Below are 14,427 nucleotides of genomic sequence, written 5' to 3'. Positions count from 1 at the left end.
GAGATCGTGCGTTCCCGGCCAGGTGGGCGTCGTCTCCTCGAGGTGAAGACGCGCGGTCTCCTCACCGTTCTCGACGTGCCAGTCCTAGTACTGCCCGTCTCGCTCGAGGACGGAGCCGGAGCCGACCGCGTGCGGAAACCACAGTTGCCCGTCGGTTTCGTAGACGCCGGTCTCGAACGCTTCGCCCGCTTCCTCCCGTGGCTCCTCCGGCAGACGGATGTACGGGATGATTCGATCGTCACACCGCTCGAACTCCGGGTCGATTTCGGTGTCCCCATCTCCGCCGTTCGCATCGTCCGTCTCGTCGCTCCTCGTCCCGGCCTCGCCGTCGTCGGCCGGTTCCTTGACGTTGCCGGTGCCGAGACAGCCGGCGACGGGACTCGTTGCGCCGCCGACCGTAATCAGGAGGGAACGCCGATCCATGATCGCACTCCTAGATCGAGTGATAAGTGCTTTTTGCCGGAACGCTCGAGAATCGACGCGACGGGACCGGTCGTGGAAACGTTGACTTTCCCGCCGTTCGTATCGGTGCCCATGCAGTTCGAACTCGAGCGAGTCGGCGTCCACGAATCGGTCGATCCAGTGTTCCCGGCGTCGGAACTGTCGTCGTACCTCTCGGATCTCCCCGTCGACGTCGACGTGATCGGCGACGACGAAATCGCTGCCTGCGACGCCGTCGTCACCCTCGAGCACCGCGAAGCCTTCCTCGAGATCGACTGGGTTCACTCGATTCAGGCCGGCGTCGACCGCTTTCCGCTCGACGCGCTCGGGGCCAACGACGTGATCCTCACCAACAGCACGGGGATTCACGACCGGACCGTCGGCGAAACGGTCGCGGGCTACTTGCTCGCGTTCTCCCGGCGGCTTCACGAACACGTCGCGAACGGGACCGAACGTCGGTGGGACAAGCCGGCCTGGGACGACGCGTTCACGCTCCCCGGCACGAGCGCGTGCGTCGTCGGCACCGGGGCGCTGGGCAGCGGCGTCGCCGACGTCCTCGGTGCACTCGGTGTTTCCGTCACCGGCGTTCGACGATCCGGCGATCCCGTCCCCGGCTTCGAGGAGGTGTACGCGAACGACGATCTGCTCGAGGCCGTCGCGGACGTCGAGTTCGTGATCGTGACGCTGCCGCTGACCGACGAGACCCACCACCTGATCGACGCCGACGTCTTCGAGGCGATGGACGAGGGGGCGCGCTTCGTCAACGTCGGCCGCGGCCCGGTCGTCGACCAGGACGCGCTGATCTCCGCCCTCGAGTCGAACTCGATCGCCGGCGCGGCGCTGGACGTCTTCGAGACCGAACCGCTCCCCGAGGAGTCGCCGCTGTGGGGGATGGACGAGGTGATCGTCACGCCCCACTGTGCGGCCTTTACGGAGGACTACTTCCGGGATACGGGCGATATCGTCCGAGAGAACGTCGACCGCCTCGAGTCCGGCGAGGCGTTTCACAATCGGATCGTATGACGGTCGACGGCGAGGAGGATCCGATGTGATTCGACCCGAATCGACGTAATCCGGATCGATAGCAATTTCAGTTTCACCGCGGATGGCCGACAGTTACGGTCCCCCGTTCTCTCTCCCCGGTATGGAAACGACGCGTCACTTCACGTCGACCGTCTACATCGTCAACGACGGGGCGACCGCCCTCCACGACCACAAGCGACTGGACTTGATGCTCCCGCCGGGCGGTCACGTCGATCGGGACGAACTCCCCCACCTCGCCGCGATTCGGGAGGTTCGCGAGGAGACCGGCCTCGAGCCCACCCTGCTGGACGAGCCGGCAGCGGTCGAGTCGCCCGACGGGCGGCCCCTTCCACAGCCGCGCCACCAGATGCTCTACGACATCAACGTCCACGACGGCGAGGTCGGCCACCAGCACATTGATATGATCTACTACGCGACGGTTCCGAGCCGCGATATTACGCCGGGTGACGGCGAGGTGAGTTCGGACGACTGGCGGTGGTACGCGCCGCGTGACCTCCGCGGGAGTGATCTCCCCGAGGACAACGTGACGTTCGGGCTCGAGGCGATCGAGGCCGCTGGATCGCCGTCCTAGCGGTTTTTGAGTCCGGGAACTGATTCATACGGTTTACGTCCGTGATTTCCGAGTTAGGTCTGCGTGAACGGAACTGCCTCGTTGGCGACACTGCCTTCCTCGAGACGACTGGCGACGGCGAATACACGCTCGGAAGGTTCACCGAAGACAGTGTTCGGGACCGATAGCAGGGATCGGAGACGAAATTGGGAACCACGAACGAGCGCGGGATACCGACGTTGCTGAAGAACACCGAAAGGATGCATTCCGGAAACGTCGTGAGTGGCCTCGATCCGCGCTCTGAATACTTCCGAACCCCTGTTCAGTCGAAACCTGTAACTCGCTTTGTCCGACAGTATAACCGAATTCCGCCGGATTTTCGCTCGGAGCACAGCAATCCAAATCGTCTTTGGCTCGACGTGCATACGCTCGAGCGGCCGATGACGATACACCCGCTCCGAGCCGGACTCGGCACCTGGTGATGACGAGCCCTATGAGTGCAGAGGCCGCCATTTTTGACGGTAGACGGCGTTTCTAACGGCATCTAGCTGTGGCCACAGTAGACATAGGCCCCGGTCAGGTTCTCGCCGGGTAGGCGGACACGGATTTATGAACGTTGCCGAGTAATCGTACTGCATGGCCGCCGAAATTTCCGACCGGGTTCGAGAAATCGCTAAAGCCCGCGGCCTTCCAGAGTCAGAAGTGTTCGAACAGGCACTCGAACGCGGTCTCGAAGATTTGTGGGAGGACCTCGTACTCGCACAGTACCTCGACGGCGAACTCGACCGCAAGGAGGCTATCGAGCGCGTCGGTCGGACGAAAGTCGAGCGAGCGGACCGAGAGCGCGAGGTCGTCGAGGAAGATGTCGACTGGGGTCTGAACGCGTGACGGTTGCGGCTGTCTCAGACGCGGGACCGCTCATTCACCTCGCCGAAATCGGTTCGTTCGAAATCCTCTCGACGTTTGACACACTACTCGTACCAGAGACGGTTTATAAGGAAGTCGAGGCCGGCGGTGTTCCGGACGAGTTGGCCGACCTCTCGTACGGACTCGTCGAAGCCGATGAGAGCCAAGTCGGAGCTGAAGAACTGGACGCCGGAGAACGCGCCGCGATTGCGGTCGCTGAAGAGCGGGGTATCGTTCTTCTAACCGACGACCTCGCCGCCCGAGAGGCAGCGTCCGACGCGGGCATAAAAGTACACGGCAGTATCGGCGTAATTGCATTCGGTTACGCTCAGCGATTACTAGATAGAGACGAGGCGGCGTCACTCATGCGAGCACTCCAGCGTCAAACAAGTCTCTTCGTGACCGAGGCAGTCGTAGAGCGCGGCATCCGAATGCTGGACGAACAGTAACGCGACGAGCGGACTCTATAGCCACGCTAAACACATTCACTATGGATAGATTGTGAGTCGTGAGTGCCGAGGCCACCGATTTACATGTACCGAGCATGTCATAAATGACAGCTGGAATGACGGTGTTAGGTACAACGTTGGCTCTCCGCTCGTACCATGAAGACGAGCACCCAACCACGCCTACAGCAGTTGATATTCTTCGGGAACTCATTCGAACTGTTCAATAACCATATCTTCGTATTCGTTGATTCAATCAGGTGACGTAGAAATAGCTACTTACGAACGTTCCTATAATACTACTTTGTTCTATAAAATCCACTATCTTCTCATATTTGTCTATCCCGTTTAGGGATTTCTATCGGCAAATTCGTTCGGATAGGGCCAGTACTTGTCCGAGTGCGGGCTATATTACTATCGGAGGGTAATTGTTCTATTTCCGGAAGAACATCAATATGGTTTTGTATTTTGGAACCTTGTTCTGGGTACGTTGATGCCTGAGCATCCGATCCGAGTGCTCGTCATCGGTGCCGACCACTCGTCGCTGTGTCTCGGTGACGGATTCGACGTTCGGCTCGAGCCGACTGCTGGGACAGGCCGCGCCGTTCTCGCGGACGATTCGACGCGGATCGACTGCGTCGTCACGCACCACGGTCGGGTCGACTGTCTCGAGGCGCTCGAGACGCTCCGGGAGGGGTACCCTGAGGTTCCGTGTATCGTCACTCTCGAGCCGGCGGATCGTTCGATCGCAGCCGACGCGATCGAGCGGGGGGCGACAGATTACTACGTCGCGAACGGATCGAGTTCGCTTCTGGCGACTCGAATTCGAACTGCCGTGGGACAGCCGCCCAGACGAACGCTCGAGCGACGAAACCGCCGACTCGAGACGCTCGTCGACAACCTTCCCGGCATCGTCTACCGGTGTCGGAACGAACCGGGGTGGCCGATGGAGCGCATCGAGGGCGAGTGCGAGCAGATCACCGGCTACCCTGCTGGCGCGTTCGAACGGGGAGACGTCTCGTTGGGAGATGACGTGGTTCACCCGGAGGACCGGGAACGAACCTGGGAGACGGTCCAGGACACACTCGACGCTCGAGAGCCATACGAAGTTACGTACCGCATCACCACTGCTGATGGATCCACTAGATGGGTGTGGGAACGCGGACGGGGTATCTACGACGACGGTGATCTCGCGGCGCTCGAGGGGTTCATCGCGGATATCACGGAGCGAACTGAAGGTGAACGAAAGCGCCGGCGGAACCAGCGACGCTTCGAGGCGGTCTTCGACGACCCCAAAACGATCGTCGCGTTGCTCGACCTCGATGGCACGTTGCTACAGGCGAACCAAGCGGCGATGGCGTACGTCGACGAGGATCGATCGGCAGTCGTCGGCGAACCGTTCTGGGAGACGTCCTGGTGGACCGAAAACGTCGCCGACAAGGTCGAACAGTGGGTGGAACGAGCCGCGGCCGGAGAGTACGTCGGATACGAAACGAATCTCGATCCGACGAACGGCGAAAACGAACGGATCAGTGGAACGATTCGTCCAGTCACGAACGAAGACGGCGAGCCGACCTCGCTGATCGCCTCCGCACGCAACATTACTGACCAACGCGATCGCAACCGTCGACTCGAGCAAACGCGCGACCAACTCGCCGTGCTCAACCAGGTCGTCCGCCACGATCTTCGCAACCACATGCAGGTCGTTCGAGGACAGGGACGGTTGTTGGCTGACCACGTCGACGGCGACGCTGATCAGCACCTCGAGGCGGTGTTGCTGGCCGCCGAGGAGGCGATCGATCTGACGACGACGGCACGAGAACTGACCGCGACGATGTCCGAAGACGAGGCCGAGTTGAAGACGATCGCGGTCCACCGGACGGTAACGTCCGTCGTCGAGAGCGTCCGATCCCGGTACGCAGACGCCGAGATCACGGTCTACGGACTGAGCTCCGACGTGGCGATCGAGGCGAACGAGATGTTCGAATCCGTCGTCCACAACCTCGTCCAGAACGCCATCATCCACAACGACAGCGAGCGCCCAAAAGTCGACGTCTCGATCGACCGTCGGAACGACACCGTCCTCGTAACCGTCGCGGACGACGGTCCGGGTATCTCAGACCGTCGGAAAGGGGAGGTCTTCGGCCGTGGCGAGAAGGGCCTCGGGAGTCCGGGGACCGGAGTGGGGCTCTATCTCGTCAGAACGCTCGTCGAGGGGTACGGTGGCGACGTGTGGATCGAAGACAACGAGCCGACGGGATCCGTCTTCGTCGTTCGGCTCCCGATCGACGAGGAGTCGGTGACGTCACATTCGACAGAACGCGTCGACTGACCGTCGCAGCGCGTTCTCGATCTCCCGGCGATCCGCCAGGGTCGCGGCTGCGTCGGCACTGACGGACGGTAACCCGTCTCAGTTAGCCCGAAAAGTCATAGAGGTCGTCGCCGACGTGGTGTAACGAGTCGACGACCTTTCCCTCCTCGCCGACCATCTCCGACCCGTCGACTCGAGCACGGCCGACCGCCAGGACTTTGCCGTGGGATTCCTCCGCGATGACGACCAGATCGTCCGGAGTGATGTCGTCGGTCGCCTCCGTGATTCCGGGTCGCATCACGTCCGCTCCGTCGCTGACGAACGAGATCGCACCGGCGTCGACCGTCACGACGCGACGGTCTGGTTCGTAGGCGTTCGCTCCTCGAACGGTCAGAAACGGCTCCTCGTCGAAGTACGCGACCTGTGGCTCGCCGTCGATGAGGATCACTTCCCAGTCGGTGTCCTCGAACTCGACGCGCTCGTAGGCGTCACCCTCGGGCGAGACGCCGAGTTGCTCGGCCAGCGTCTCCTCGATATCGGAGACAGCGTCGCTTCGGAGGTGGTGTCGGGATTTGACCTGCATACCCTTCCTTCCCTCCGAACCCATTTAACGAATTAGATTCGTCTCGGGGTGACCCACGCGAGGAGTCGGGCGCGAGGCTGAGACCGGACCACGGTCGATTCCGCCTCGTGAGAGTCGAGCGTGGCTACTCGTTCCCTCGGATGGATGGCTCCGCATGATCAAGACGCTCGGCGGGAAGGGAACGGATCGAATGGAGGCGTTGAGCGACGGCTTGTTCGCCATCGTCCTCACGTTGTTGGTGTTGCAGTTCGACGTTCCGGACGTCTCCGCGGCGGAGCTTCCGGGGGCGATCGCGGATCAGGAGACGCTGTTGATCAGCTATCTCTTGAGCTTTCTCGTCGTCGGTCTCTACTGGATTATCCACCACAATCTCTTTCGATACATCGTGGGCCACGACCGCGTCTTGTTGTGGCTCAACCTCCTGTTCTTGCTCTCGATCTCGTTTCTCCCGTATCCGACGGAACTGCTCGGGCTGTACGGGACCCAGTTCGCCTGGACGTTGTACGCGGCCAACTTCGTTCTCGTCGGTCTGTTGCTCACCGCGACCTGGAGCTACGCCGCCAGGGCCGGATTCACCGACGACTCGATCGACTCCCGCACCGAACGTCTGGTCGCCGTTCGGGGTCTGATCTCGCCTGCGGTGTTCGTACTTTCGATCGCCGTCGCAACGGTATCTCTCACCACCGCGTTTTTCGTCCCGATCCTGATTGCACCGCTTCAGCGTCTGTGGGTTCGCTACTATCGCCGCGCGAACCCCTCCGACGACGAACTAGCTGACGACCTGGGGTAGCGCCTCGCTTTCGGCTGAACGAGTATCCAACTGGCGCCGTGGAAGGGGACTCGAGGCGAACTGTCACTCAACCACTTGACGGTCCGTCTCATACTGACCGCTGTAAGTCCTTACCGGGGCAACCGCGCCTCTCCTTGCGGTTGCCCCGGTAAATAGTTACAACAATCCGTCTCAGGTGTGATCCGAATCGATTGGAAGTTCCACGACGAACACCGCCATCTCGCCTTCCAACCAGATCGAACGAAAGCAGGGTGAACGTCTTCGTGCTCACTCGTGAGCGGACTCATAGGGGTTATCGTAGAAGTTCAGAGTTTCTCGCTGGAGAACCGAGAGACAGTGCCGAAGGTCCGGTTTCGAGACCCTCGGTAGGCTACGATAACCCCTATCAGTCCGATGTCGATCGGTTGAGTGTGAGTTCGATGACACTCCCGCCAGATTTACCGGTTTCGTACTCGACGGCACCACTGGATCGCTCGAGAATCCAGTAGACGAGCCACAGACCGAGGCCGCTGCCGTGGTACAGTGGATCTACCTTGCCCGTTCCGGTTAGTACGCATCGTTCCTCCTCTGGAATACCGGGGCCGTTGTCGGCGATCCGGAGGGTGACAGTCTCCGCCGTACACTCGATTTCGACAGTGACCGCAGGCGTGGAACGATTACTGTGAGCGAGCGCGTTGGTGACTAGTTCTTCGATCGCGAGCTCGATCTTCGTCGTCGCTTCGACGAGACCGCGGTCTGGCCCCTCGTATCCGATCCGTGCGTCGGGATACTCGGCACGTATCGAGTCGAGGATCTGTTGAGTGATTTCGACGATGTCGACCTCGAGGTATTCGGGGGGTTTCGAGAGGATCTGAACGATTTCCCGTTGCTTGGCGACCGTCTCGAGGAGTTGATCGCTCCCGGCGGTGATCTGGCGGGCATGATCGGCGAGTTCTCCGCCCGTTCTCTCTTCGATCGTTTGTGCGTAGCCGCGGATAATCGACATCTCGTTGTTGAGGTTGTGTCGGAGGACGCGATCGAGAACCCGAAGCTGGCGAATCCGCTGATTGCGGTCGGTGATGTCGCGAACGAACGCAACGAAGCGATCGTCGCCGTCTTCACTGTCGAGGCGACTCACCCAGACCTCGACCGGATACGTCGAACCATCCGCACGTCGGTGGCGTCCGTCGACTTCGGCTTTGTGACTCGAACCAGGCGCCATCGTCGCCCATCGTTCTCGCAACGGTTCGTCGTCGGCTTCGGTTTCGAAGTCGGAGACGTCCATCTCGAGCAGTTCCGCACGGGAGTAGCCGAGCATTTCGGCGAGCGTTTCGTTGACGTCGAGAACCGCGCCCGTGACGTCGTGAACGACGATTCCGTCCGGTGCCTGGTCGAAGAGCACCTGTAGCCGTGTTCTGTGTTCCTCTAGTTCTCGTTCACGGCGTTTGCGTTCGGTGACGTTTCGCTGGATCGCGACGAACCAATTGATCTCTCCGCTCTCGTCGGCAACAGGAGCGATCGTCTGCTCGGCGTGATAGTGTTCGCCGGATTTCGTCGCGTTGACGATTTCTTCTTCCCAGTCCTCGCCGGCCAGAATCGTCTCCCACAACGCGGCATAGTACTCGTCGTCGACTTCCCCGGACTGCAAAATTCGGGGATTCTGTCCGATGGCTTCGGACGACGTGTATCCGGTGATGTTCTCGAACGCTGGGTTGACGTACTCGATGGCCCCGTCTGTATCAGTGATAAAGATGGCGTCTGCAGCGTGTTCGACCGCCCGTTCGAGACGGTGGCGCTCCTCACGAATTTCACGCTCGTGCAGGGCGTACGCGATGGTCTCACCCAGTTCGTCGAACAACGCCCGCTCGTCCGCGTCGAACGCGTCGATCCGATCTGCGTAGACGTTCAACACACCATAAAGATCCCCCTCGTAGACGAGCGGAATTGCGGCACTGGATCTATACCCCCGCTCGAGTGCGTGATCTCGCCAGGGTTCGTAGTCCGGGTCCGCGGGGATGTTCTGCATGACCTGGGTTTCGTGGGACCGAACGGCCTTCCCCGTGGGCCCGCGTGCAGTTGCGTTCTCGTCCGTGGTGATCGTGATCGCATCGAGGTAGTTCCGTTCGATGCCAGCAGCGGCCCGTTTGGTCACTACCGCCTCGTCGGGATCGTGTTCGCCGATCCAGGCGAACCGGTACGGTTCGGATTGGCTGATGATCTCACAGACCTGCTGGTCGATATCGGTCCGTGAGGAGGCACGAACGAGTGTCTGATTGAGTTTCCGAAGGACGGAATTGATTCGTTCGTACTCGTCCGCTCGACGGTTCGTTCGATATCGTGCGACGACCTCGTCGATGCGGTCGACTAACAGCGGAAACGACTTTTGGTCGGTCTCTCGCGGAAGGTGCTCGGTGATTCCGGCAGCAACTGCACTCCGGATCAGATTGGGAGCGCAGTCGGTGGTGAGTATGATACATGGGAGATCCGCGTCGGCGTTTCGAAACGCTTCGAGAAATCCACTCCGTGACCGCTCGAGAGGAGCGTCACCCACCACGATGCAGTCGTACTCCTCACCGTCGAGCGCTCTGTCACAGACAGTAACATCTTCTTCGAAATCGACGGTGATTCGCTCGATTTCACGGTCGAAAAATGACAAAACAGCGTTCGCAGCGGCCGACCGTTCATCGACGTACAACACCTGCACCGAATCACTCATACACTGGTTCCGTTTCTCCGTTGTTCATTAAACGTGCTGATTAGGATGTCGTCGTAATACTCCGGTGATCGATTTATCCGGATTGCTGTCCCGATGTACCGCCGGACCCGCGACCCGTCTGCGGGTTCGCCGGTAACGATTTACAGCAGACCGTATGACAGGAAATCGTATGAGTGGTCGCTCGATACGAACTGTTGTCCCGATCGTTCCGAACCGATCGACCGGAGGGATGGTGGCCGCTCGTAGCACGTCGGCTATAGTAACAACTCCACCGATGTATCCACTGATCGCCGATACGTCTGGTGATCAGGTGTGCAATGACTTGCAGTGGCTACTATAGTCGTTAAGTACTAGCACGACTTTCGTTCAGCTATGTGGCCCTCCCGAACGCCGTCGGTCGTCTGTCTCGCGTGTGGGACCGAGCTCTCCCAGTCGATGGCCCGCGAGTACGACAAGTACGGCGATCGGTGGGACCGAGCGAACAAGACGTTCGAACACCTCTGTAAGGGCTGTCACTCCGACCTCTGTCCCCAGCCTCGAGGCGAACTCGAGAAGCTACTTGGCGAACTCGAGGCTGGCAACCCGAGCCAGGCGGAGTTTCTCTCACGGTACGTCGCGACGGTCGACGATCGGTACGGGCCACTCGAGGAGTCGTGAGGTGTCCTCCGACCGGGAAAACCGGTCGAATCACCTGCGAGACGATCGAAAACCGGTCCGTCGGTGTCGGACTATCGCTCTCTCCATCCCGACACGACTTTCATCCCCACGTCCGTACTCCCCCTCATGAGCGACGACGCACAGGCCGACGCCGGTACGGCCGAAGGGCAGGGCCCCGTCGAGATCTCCGAGGATCTCGCGCGCCACCTCGAGAACAAGCGCGAGGAACTCTTCGAGAAGTTCGAGATTCGCGACGAGTTTCCCGACGAGGTACTCGAAGAAGCCGAGGATCGCACGCAGGACGTCCAGTCGGAGATAACCGGAGAGATCGACGAGCGCGAGGATCTCCGTGAGCTGACGACGTGGACGACCGACCCGATCGACGCCCAGGACTTCGACGACGCTCTCTCCGTCGAGGAGCGCGACGACGAGTACGTCCTCTGGGTTCACATCGCCGACGTCACCCATTACGTCCACCCCGAGTCGGCGATGTGGGCTGAGGCCGTCGAGCGCAGCAATACGGTCTATCTCCCGGGGTATACGATACACATGCTCCCGCCGGTGCTCGCGGAGTCCGTCTGCTCGCTCGTTCCCAACGAGGAGCGGTTCGCTCACACCGTCGAGATGCACTTAGACAAGGAGACGCTCACCTACGAGACGATCGACATCTACAAGTCCGTCATCGAGTCCGACGAGCGGCTCACCTACAGCCAGGCAGAAAATCGCCTCGAGGATCCCGACGCGCCGCTCCACGAGGAGAACGTCCTCGTCCACGAACTCGCCGATCGGATGCACGAACAGCGTAAAGAAGACGGCTCGCTCGTGCTCAACCCCTCCCGGGATCGCGCACACACGATCATCGAGGAGTGTATGCTGAAAGCGAACAAGGCGGTCACACACACGCTGATGTGGGATCGCGGGGTCGAGGCAATGTACCGGGTCCACCCTCAGCCGAGTCCGGACGAGTGGTCGAAAGCGCTTCAGGAGATTCAGGATTTAGACGGCGTCTCGATCCCGGGCGATACGTGGGAAGATCCCCGAAAGGCGGTCAACGCGACGCTCGAGGAGGCTCCTGGCCGCCAGCTCGACAAGATCCAGTGGGCGGTAATGAAGGTGATGCCCCGGGCTCGGTATATGAACGACCCCTTCGGCGGCCACCACGCGCTGAATTTCGAAATCTACGGCCACTTCACGAGTCCAATCCGTCGGCTCTCGGATCTGATCAATCACTGGATCGTCTACCAGAACGACGTGCCCGAGAACCTCGTGGAACTCTGTGATCGCGCCAGCGACAAACAAAAGGACGCCGAGCAGTGCGAACGCGAGTACAAGGGATTCCTCCAGGAGGTCGGTCTCGACCCGATGGCGGTCAACAACCGCGGGATCGAGGTCGTCGACACCGACGAAGCCGAAAAGACGCTCTAGTCGTCTACAAACGGAGCATCTTCGGCAGACAGTTACGGCCGACGTGTCGGTTCTCGAACACCCGGTTTCCAACGTGACTCGAGGGTTGATATCCACGTGGAATTTATACACCTCGGACACGAACGTGGATGTATGCCCCACGACCAAGACATCGAAGGAGACACGTCGGATATCTCCTCCGAGTACGAATGCCTCCAGTGTGGCCGAATAGTCAGGGCCGAAACGAATCCTGGCGAGTGTAAGGAGTGTGGTAGTGGTGATTTCCAAAACCGGGCGAAGTCAGTCGAGTAGCGGTTCGTTCGACGAAACCGATCCGTTCGTCGAGTCGCATACGGCGTCGGTGTAGTTTCTCGTTGGATGGGCACCGTCCTGGACGGTGGCTCTCCGTCCCCCGAGTGGCTCACAGCGGCTTTTGGTAGACGTACTCTTCGAGTCCCTCGGACAGCTCGTTCTCTCGCGTCTCGATTCGGTCGAATCCCGATGACTCGTAGAACGAGACGCCGACGTGGTTGTCCGCGAGAACAGCGAGCCGAATGCGGTCGAACCGGTCCGCCAGTTTCTCCTCGAGTGTGGCGAGTAGCCTCGATCCGATTCCGTTGCCCCACGCCTCGGGATCGACGTAGACTCGTACCAGAAATGCAACCGACGTTCCTTCGGGCCACGGAATGGCGTGTGCAAAGCCAATGCAGCCGTCCTGGAACCGCGGTATGGAGGCGTCCGCATCGCCGTCGGCGACGAGAAATACCACGTCGTCACGGCTGCTGGCGTTGGCGATCGACGACTCGAGATCACTGATCGCGTACCACTCGTCGACGATCTCGTCGATTCGTCGAGCCTCGAGTATCTCGTCGTACGCAGCGTGCCAGCTTCGTCGCGCCGTTTCGTGGATCGCATCCACGTCGTCGGCCGTCGCCTGGCGGACGTCTCGGCTCATAGAGCGGCGTACGGTTTCCACGGTCAAAAGCTCGTGCCGGAAGACGCCACCGTCGGGCGGTCGCGCGACGAGTTCACCCTCGCTTACTTGCCACTCGTCCCCTCGAGTTCCGTAGCGGCCTCGCGGAAGAGGCCGTCGAGGATCTCGGGTGTCGTCGGGTGATAGGCCCGACGTGGAAGTTCTCGGACGTCGAGTTCCAACTCGACGGCGAGTTGCATTGTCTTCGCCATCACGTCGGCGTGGAGATGAAGGCCCTGATAGCCGAGTACGGTTCCGTCCGCGGCGTCGACGACGAGCGTCGCCAGCCCCTCCGGATGGCCTTTGGTCTTGAAGACGCCGTCCGAGGACGCCTCCCGGCCGACGACGATCGCCTCCCGGTCGGTGCCGACGATCGTTTGGGGCGTGTGGCCGACGCGGGCGAACGGGTAGACGCCGAGCCCGGAGAAGATCACGTGGTGGGGAACGTTGACGTACCGCCGACACGCCTCTCCACGGTGGTGACAGAGGATATTCTCGCCGGCCGTGAACCCCTGTTCTTTGGCCACGTGGAGGATCGGCTCCCGGCCGTTTGCGTCCCCGACGACGAACACCCGGTCGTCGCTCGCCGTCTGCATCGTCGATCCCACCCATCCCGGCTCGGGCTCCAGGCGAGTCCGGTCGAGTCCCAGCCCCTCGAGATTGGCTCGCCGACCGGTAAACAGGTAGAGCTGATCGGCCTCGAGCGCGAACTCCTCGCCGTTCGTTCCGTCGTCCGCGTCCTCGTGTTCCGTTTCGCCGTCCACATCGCCGCGTTCCGTTTCGCCGTCCGCTCCGTCGCGCTCGAGAAATAGCCTGACGCCGCCGTCGTCGGTTCGCTCGAGCCGTCGCTCGTCGACGTTCGTCAGGACGTCGATCCCGAACTGCTCGCGGTAGATTTCGAGGATGGTCTCGCCGTAGCCGGTCGGAAACTCCTCGAGCGGCCGATCATCATGCTCGACGACGGTGAGATCGACGTCGCCGACCTCGCTCAGGTACGGCGTGAGTTCGAGTCCGACGTACCCAAAGCCCATGACGATGCCGGAGTCCGGAAACTCGGTCGCGTCGAGGACGTCCGCACTCGACGAAAACGAAACCTCGTCGACCCCCGGCAGGTCCGGGACGTCGAGAACCGATCCCGACGCGATCACGACGTAATCGGGCTCGATCCGCCGGTCGTCGACTGCGAGAACGCGGTCGTCGACGAACGTGGCCGTCTCGTGGATGAACTCGACGTTCTCGCGTTCGGCGAGGTGGTGGACGTGCCCGCGCCGGTGTTCGGCGAACCCGGAGACGTGTTCGTCCTTGCGGGCGACGACCGCTTCGGGATCGACGTCCGGAACTCCCTCGAGCCGGTCGTCGTGGCGGGCCTGGTACCGGTGTTGGCCGGCCGAGAGGACGTCTTTCGACGGCATACAGCCCCGGAGAATACAGAGCCCGCCGCCCGGCTCCCCGTCGTCGATCAACGTCAACTCGAGGTCGTCTTCGATCTCGCCTTCGCGTTCGAGGAGTTCGTCGGCGGCGGCGACGCCGGCACTGCCGTACGCGCCGACGACGGCTACGTGTACCATACCTGGCGTTCGGTACGGGTGTAAAAAGGCGTTCGCGCTGTCGTGAGTTGGCGACGCAC

14 protein-coding genes are annotated in these 14,427 nt (G+C 61.1%); 9 read left to right on the top strand and 5 right to left on the bottom strand.

The window, feature by feature from the left end; genetic code table 11:
• Nucleotides 1–84: 84 nt before the first annotated feature.
• A complete protein-coding gene (locus tag GRS80_RS11285; protein ID WP_160047632.1) occupies nt 85–423 on the bottom strand; it encodes a hypothetical protein in 339 nt (112 codons plus the stop codon).
• Between the two features lie 111 nt (nt 424–534).
• Here GRS80_RS11285 and ddh point away from each other — a divergent pair, with 111 nt between their 5' ends.
• The 5 genes from ddh to GRS80_RS11260 all read left to right on the top strand — a co-directional run bounded on the left by ddh (nt 535) and on the right by GRS80_RS11260 (nt 5,719).
• Complete coding sequence (gene ddh / locus GRS80_RS11280) at nt 535–1,464, top strand: D-2-hydroxyacid dehydrogenase (RefSeq protein ID WP_160047631.1); 930 nt, start codon at nt 535–537, stop codon at nt 1,462–1,464.
• 121 nt (nt 1,465–1,585) lie between these two features.
• On the top strand, nt 1,586–2,056 hold the full coding sequence (locus GRS80_RS11275; RefSeq protein ID WP_160047630.1) for an NUDIX domain-containing protein: 471 nt from the start codon (nt 1,586–1,588) through the stop codon (nt 2,054–2,056).
• 615 nt (nt 2,057–2,671) lie between these two features.
• The gene (locus GRS80_RS11270) at nt 2,672–2,923 is read left to right on the top strand and encodes a hypothetical protein (RefSeq protein ID WP_160047629.1); all 252 of its coding nucleotides are present in this window, start codon (nt 2,672–2,674) and stop codon (nt 2,921–2,923) included.
• Entirely contained in the window at nt 2,920–3,390 is a 471-nt protein-coding gene (locus GRS80_RS11265) for a nucleic acid-binding protein (protein WP_235019719.1), read from the top strand. Before GRS80_RS11270 ends, GRS80_RS11265 begins: the two co-directional genes overlap by 4 nt.
• Before the next feature lie 490 nt (nt 3,391–3,880).
• Complete coding sequence (locus GRS80_RS11260; protein WP_160047628.1) at nt 3,881–5,719, top strand: ATP-binding protein; 1,839 nt, start codon at nt 3,881–3,883, stop codon at nt 5,717–5,719.
• An 82-nt stretch (nt 5,720–5,801) separates the two neighbouring features.
• On the opposite strand, the gene GRS80_RS11255 is transcribed toward GRS80_RS11260, so the two are convergent.
• Nucleotides 5,802–6,281 (bottom strand): RNA-binding protein, encoded by a 480-nt coding sequence (locus tag GRS80_RS11255; RefSeq protein ID WP_160047627.1) that lies wholly within the window; start codon nt 6,279–6,281, stop codon nt 5,802–5,804.
• A 154-nt stretch (nt 6,282–6,435) separates the two neighbouring features.
• Between GRS80_RS11255 and GRS80_RS11250 the strand changes: the two genes are divergently transcribed.
• Nucleotides 6,436–7,071 (top strand): TMEM175 family protein, encoded by a 636-nt coding sequence (locus GRS80_RS11250; RefSeq protein WP_160047626.1) that lies wholly within the window; start codon nt 6,436–6,438, stop codon nt 7,069–7,071.
• A gap of 385 nt (nt 7,072–7,456) precedes the next feature.
• Here the strand turns inward: GRS80_RS11250 and GRS80_RS11245 are convergent, their stop codons facing one another.
• A complete protein-coding gene (locus GRS80_RS11245; protein ID WP_160047625.1) occupies nt 7,457–9,766 on the bottom strand; it encodes a PAS domain S-box protein in 2,310 nt (769 codons plus the stop codon).
• A gap of 372 nt (nt 9,767–10,138) precedes the next feature.
• Between GRS80_RS11245 and GRS80_RS11240 the strand changes: the two genes are divergently transcribed.
• The 3 genes from GRS80_RS11240 to GRS80_RS11230 all read left to right on the top strand — a co-directional run bounded on the left by GRS80_RS11240 (nt 10,139) and on the right by GRS80_RS11230 (nt 12,139).
• Nucleotides 10,139–10,423 carry a hypothetical protein gene (locus tag GRS80_RS11240; RefSeq protein WP_160047624.1) on the top strand — a complete coding sequence of 95 codons (285 nt, stop codon included), beginning with the start codon at nt 10,139–10,141 and terminating at the stop codon, nt 10,421–10,423.
• A gap of 126 nt (nt 10,424–10,549) precedes the next feature.
• Nucleotides 10,550–11,848: a ribonuclease R family protein gene (locus GRS80_RS11235; protein ID WP_160047623.1), complete on the top strand. Its 1,299-nt coding sequence runs from the start codon at nt 10,550–10,552 to the stop codon at nt 11,846–11,848.
• 132 nt (nt 11,849–11,980) lie between these two features.
• A complete protein-coding gene (locus tag GRS80_RS11230; RefSeq protein ID WP_149081073.1) occupies nt 11,981–12,139 on the top strand; it encodes a rubrerythrin-like domain-containing protein in 159 nt (52 codons plus the stop codon).
• A 109-nt stretch (nt 12,140–12,248) separates the two neighbouring features.
• Here GRS80_RS11230 and GRS80_RS11225 read toward each other — a convergent pair whose 3' ends face one another.
• Together GRS80_RS11225 and GRS80_RS11220 are read right to left on the bottom strand one after the other, a co-directional pair.
• Nucleotides 12,249–12,782, bottom strand: a complete 534-nt coding sequence (locus GRS80_RS11225; RefSeq protein ID WP_160047622.1) for a GNAT family N-acetyltransferase — start codon at nt 12,780–12,782, stop codon at nt 12,249–12,251.
• Between the two features lie 83 nt (nt 12,783–12,865).
• Nucleotides 12,866–14,368: an NAD(P)/FAD-dependent oxidoreductase gene (locus tag GRS80_RS11220; protein ID WP_160047621.1), complete on the bottom strand. Its 1,503-nt coding sequence runs from the start codon at nt 14,366–14,368 to the stop codon at nt 12,866–12,868.
• Nucleotides 14,369–14,427 lie beyond the last annotated feature (59 nt).

Origin of the sequence: Natrialba sp. INN-245, assembly GCF_009807105.1 — an archaeon.
Lineage (GTDB): Archaea > Halobacteriota > Halobacteria > Halobacteriales > Natrialbaceae > Natrarchaeobius > Natrarchaeobius swarupiae.
Note: the sequence above shows the minus strand (reverse complement) of the source record. Positions and strands in the feature narration are given on the sequence as shown.

Bases quoted from the DNA above. Each gene is read 5' to 3' on its own strand.
- GRS80_RS11285 (WP_160047632.1), bottom strand. From the start codon at position 423: ATGGATCGGCGTTCCCTCCTGATTACGGTCGGCGGCGCAACGAGTCCC.
- ddh (WP_160047631.1), top strand. From the start codon at position 535: ATGCAGTTCGAACTCGAGCGAGTCGGCGTCCACGAATCGGTCGATCCA.
- GRS80_RS11275 (WP_160047630.1), top strand. From the start codon at position 1,586: ATGGAAACGACGCGTCACTTCACGTCGACCGTCTACATCGTCAACGAC.
- GRS80_RS11270 (WP_160047629.1), top strand. From the start codon at position 2,672: ATGGCCGCCGAAATTTCCGACCGGGTTCGAGAAATCGCTAAAGCCCGC.
- GRS80_RS11260 (WP_160047628.1), top strand. From the start codon at position 3,881: ATGCCTGAGCATCCGATCCGAGTGCTCGTCATCGGTGCCGACCACTCG.
- GRS80_RS11255 (WP_160047627.1), bottom strand. From the start codon at position 6,281: ATGCAGGTCAAATCCCGACACCACCTCCGAAGCGACGCTGTCTCCGAT.
- GRS80_RS11250 (WP_160047626.1), top strand. From the start codon at position 6,436: ATGATCAAGACGCTCGGCGGGAAGGGAACGGATCGAATGGAGGCGTTG.
- GRS80_RS11245 (WP_160047625.1), bottom strand. From the start codon at position 9,766: ATGAGTGATTCGGTGCAGGTGTTGTACGTCGATGAACGGTCGGCCGCT.
- GRS80_RS11240 (WP_160047624.1), top strand. From the start codon at position 10,139: ATGTGGCCCTCCCGAACGCCGTCGGTCGTCTGTCTCGCGTGTGGGACC.
- GRS80_RS11235 (WP_160047623.1), top strand. From the start codon at position 10,550: ATGAGCGACGACGCACAGGCCGACGCCGGTACGGCCGAAGGGCAGGGC.
- GRS80_RS11230 (WP_149081073.1), top strand. From the start codon at position 11,981: ATGCCCCACGACCAAGACATCGAAGGAGACACGTCGGATATCTCCTCC.
- GRS80_RS11225 (WP_160047622.1), bottom strand. From the start codon at position 12,782: ATGAGCCGAGACGTCCGCCAGGCGACGGCCGACGACGTGGATGCGATC.
- GRS80_RS11220 (WP_160047621.1), bottom strand. From the start codon at position 14,368: ATGGTACACGTAGCCGTCGTCGGCGCGTACGGCAGTGCCGGCGTCGCC.